General features: G+C 70.3%; 4 protein-coding genes. 1 reads left to right on the plus strand and 3 read right to left on the minus strand.

All coding sequences use genetic code 11. From position 1 onward, the window contains the following. Positions 1-79 precede the first annotated feature (79 nt). Positions 80-868 carry an IclR family transcriptional regulator gene (locus ACWELQ_RS42325; protein WP_452402616.1) on the plus strand — a complete coding sequence of 263 codons (789 nt, stop codon included), beginning with the start codon at positions 80-82 and terminating at the stop codon, positions 866-868. Between the two features lie 30 nt (positions 869-898). Here the strand turns inward: ACWELQ_RS42325 and ACWELQ_RS42330 are convergent, their stop codons facing one another. Genes ACWELQ_RS42330 through ACWELQ_RS42340 form a run of 3 tightly spaced genes read right to left on the minus strand, consistent with a single transcriptional unit; the run spans position 899 to position 2,936 of the window. Then, positions 899-1,606 (minus strand): hypothetical protein, encoded by a 708-nt coding sequence (locus ACWELQ_RS42330; RefSeq protein ID WP_452402617.1) that lies wholly within the window; start codon positions 1,604-1,606, stop codon positions 899-901. 27 nt (positions 1,607-1,633) lie between these two features. Next, positions 1,634-2,251: an isochorismatase family protein gene (locus ACWELQ_RS42335; protein WP_452402618.1), complete on the minus strand. Its 618-nt coding sequence runs from the start codon at positions 2,249-2,251 to the stop codon at positions 1,634-1,636. 10 nt (positions 2,252-2,261) lie between these two features. Next, complete coding sequence (locus ACWELQ_RS42340) at positions 2,262-2,936, minus strand: CaiB/BaiF CoA transferase family protein (RefSeq protein ID WP_452402619.1); 675 nt, start codon at positions 2,934-2,936, stop codon at positions 2,262-2,264. Between the last annotated feature and the right edge of the window lie 100 nt (positions 2,937-3,036).

Here is a 3,036-nt window from a genome sequence, read left to right on the forward strand (position 1 = left end):
ACGCTAGGCGGTCGGTGGCGCAACCGACGCCCGGGCGATCGTGTTTCCCATGGGGAAATCGCGCCTCTACACTGGCCGCGTGCCCGATACCGAAACCGACAGCCAGAGCCGGTCCATCGCCGCGGTCGAACGCGCCATGGACGTCCTGCTGCTCTTCGGCCGCAGCGGCCGGCCCGATCTCGGCGTCACCGAGATCGCCAATGAGCTCGGCATCACTAAAGCCGCTGTGCACCGCATACTTACGGCGTTGCGCAGCCGCGATCTCATCACCCTGGAACCGACCACGCGTCGCTACGCGCTCGGGCACGCGGCCATGGCACTGGGCCGCGCGTATCTGGCGCGCACCGATCTGCGCGTGATGGCGGGCCCGGAACTGCGTCGGCTGGCCACCCTCACCGGGGAAACCGCGACCCTGTCCATCCGGCGCGGCGACACGCGCATGTACGTGGACCAGGTGGTGCCGGATCAGGAGCTGCGCATGGAAGTGGCGCTGGGGCAGCCCTATCCGCTGCACGCCGGCAGCTCCTCCAAGGCGATCCTGGCCTACCTGCGCAAGGAGGAGATCGATGAGTACCTGCGGCGGCACGAGCTGACCGCGTTCACCGACGCCACCGTCACCTCGCAGCGCAAACTGCGGACGGAGCTGAATGCGATTCGCGCGCGTGGTTATGCGGTGTCGCTGGGGGAGCGTCAGGTCGGGGCCGCCTCGATCGCCGCGCCCGTGCTCGACCACGACGGTGGCGTGGTGGCGGCGATCAGCGTGTGCGGGCCGCTGTCGCGGTTCGAGCCGCACATCGACGATTACGTGCCGATGCTGCTCAAGGCCTCCGGTGCGCTGTCGACCCAACTCGGTTACACCGGTCAGTGACTCGACGGCCGGGCCGGTGCCGGGCGTGCCTCACAGGTGCGCGCCCGGTTTGAACACCCCCAGCGCTGCGGCGGCGAGCACGCTGCCCCAGATGACCCACACGTAGGGCAGGCAGCCGTTCACGCTGCGGCGCAGCACGGTCTCGGCGTCGGTGCCCGAGCCTTCGGCCAGCATGCGGCCGAAAGCGGGACCGAAGGGGCGCAAGGTGATTCGAATGCCGAGCCCGGCGGCGATGGCGGCGCAGTACAGCAGGATCTTGCCCCCGAGCCAGCGCGGATCGGTGGTGACACCGAACGGTTCGCGCGCGCACAGCGTGAAGACGCCCGCGGCGGTCATGCCCGCGAGCACCGCCGCGCGCAGCACCAGATCGGCCCGATGCACGGCGGCGATACGACCGTGGGTGCGGTGCGTGATCACCGTGAGCGTCAGCCACACCGCCGCGAGCGCCCACACCAGCGCGATCGACCACCAGGGAAACAGGTCGATGCCCAGAAGGCGTGCGCCGTGCGGGGACTCGGCCATGAGCGTCACGCCGCTGGGCAGGAACAGCACCAGGCAGACCTTCGGACCGAGGTCGAGGCCGCTCATGATGGCCAGGGCGGTCGCGCGTGCGGGCGGGGTGAGTGTCGGGTCGATGACGAAGCGGCTGGAGTAGAACACGCCGAGATCGCCGCCCAGCCAGCACACGAACAGGACCAGGTGCAGCAGGATCCACCAACCGTAGTGATGCGCGCCCATACGTTTTCCTCACGAAGGTCTTGTGGCTCAGCGGAGCGCCGCGAGGGCGGCGTCCAGATCGATGACGTCGGCGTACTTGGCGTCGAGGTCCAGCAGATTCGCCTCGTGCAGGCGCGGATCGCGGTCGCCGCAGGCATCGGCGACCACCAGCGGCCGAAAGCCGTGCTGCAGTGCGTCGGTGGCGGAGGCGCGGACGCAGCCGCTGGTGGTGAGACCGGTGACCAGCACGGTGTCCACACCCAGGACGGTGAGTGTCGCGGCGAGTGAGGTGCCGTGGAAGGCGCTGGCGTACTGCTTGACGACCACCACGTCGCCGGGTGCCGGTGCGGGATCGGCGAGGAACTCGCCCAGCGGATTGCCTTCCTCGAACACGCTGAGCGCGGGGACCTTTCGGCGGAACAGCCCGCCCTCGGCGCTGCCGGGCCGATAGCCGACCCGGGTGAAGACGACCGGGCTGCCGACCGTGCGGGCCCGTGCGACGAGGGTCGCCGTCGCACGGACCGCGGCCTCGACCGGGGCGCGCAGCGGGGAGCCGTCGGTGAGGTAGGCCGCGCACACGTCGATCACCAGGACGGCGGGCCGTTCGCCCATGCCCAGGCGTCCCGAAAACCCGTGGCGGCGATAGTCATCGGCCAGATCGGACATGGCGGTCTCCTCAGACGATGCCGTCGGCCGCGAGCGCGGTCAGCCGCTCCGGGCCCACCCCGAGCAGCCGCCCGTAGACCTCGGCATTGTGCTCGCCCAGTTCGGGGCCGAGATGCCGGACGCTGCCCGGTGTTTCGCTGAGTTTGGGGAAGACGTTCTGCATCGGGACCTCACCGAGCTCGGGATGGGCCAGCCGCACGATGGCCGCGCGGGCGGCGAAGTGCGGATCGGCGAACATGTCGCGGGCAGTGTAGATGCGGCCCGCGGGCACGCCTTCGGCGTGCAGCAGTTCGAGCAGCTCGGCGGCGGGCCGGGTCGCGGTCCAGCCGGTGATGATGGCGTCGAGTTCGGCCATGTGCTCGCCGCGGGCGGAATGGGTCGCGAAATGCTCGACGCTCATCAGTTGGGGCTGTCCCATGGCCTTGGCCAGCCGGGCGAAGACGGTGTCCTGGTTGGCGGCGATGAGGATCAGCTCGCCGCCCGCGGTCGGGTAGACATTGCTGGGGGAGACGTTGGGCAGCACCGGGCCGGTGCGTTCGCGCTGGTAGCCGGTGACACCCCACTCGGGCAGCAGCGATTCCATCATGGCCAGCACCGCCTCGTAGATGGCCGAGTCCACGATCTGGCCGCGGCCGGTGCGCCCGCGATGATGCACGGCGGCGAGGGTGCCGATGGTGGCGAACACCGCGGCGCGAACACTTCTGGACCCACATCGCCGACCACGGCCTACTCATCCCCACCGCCTACCTCCTCGCCGGCGGCTGGCCCACCCTGTGGTCGCGAGC

This window comes from Nocardia sp. NPDC004722 (genome assembly GCF_053601505.1).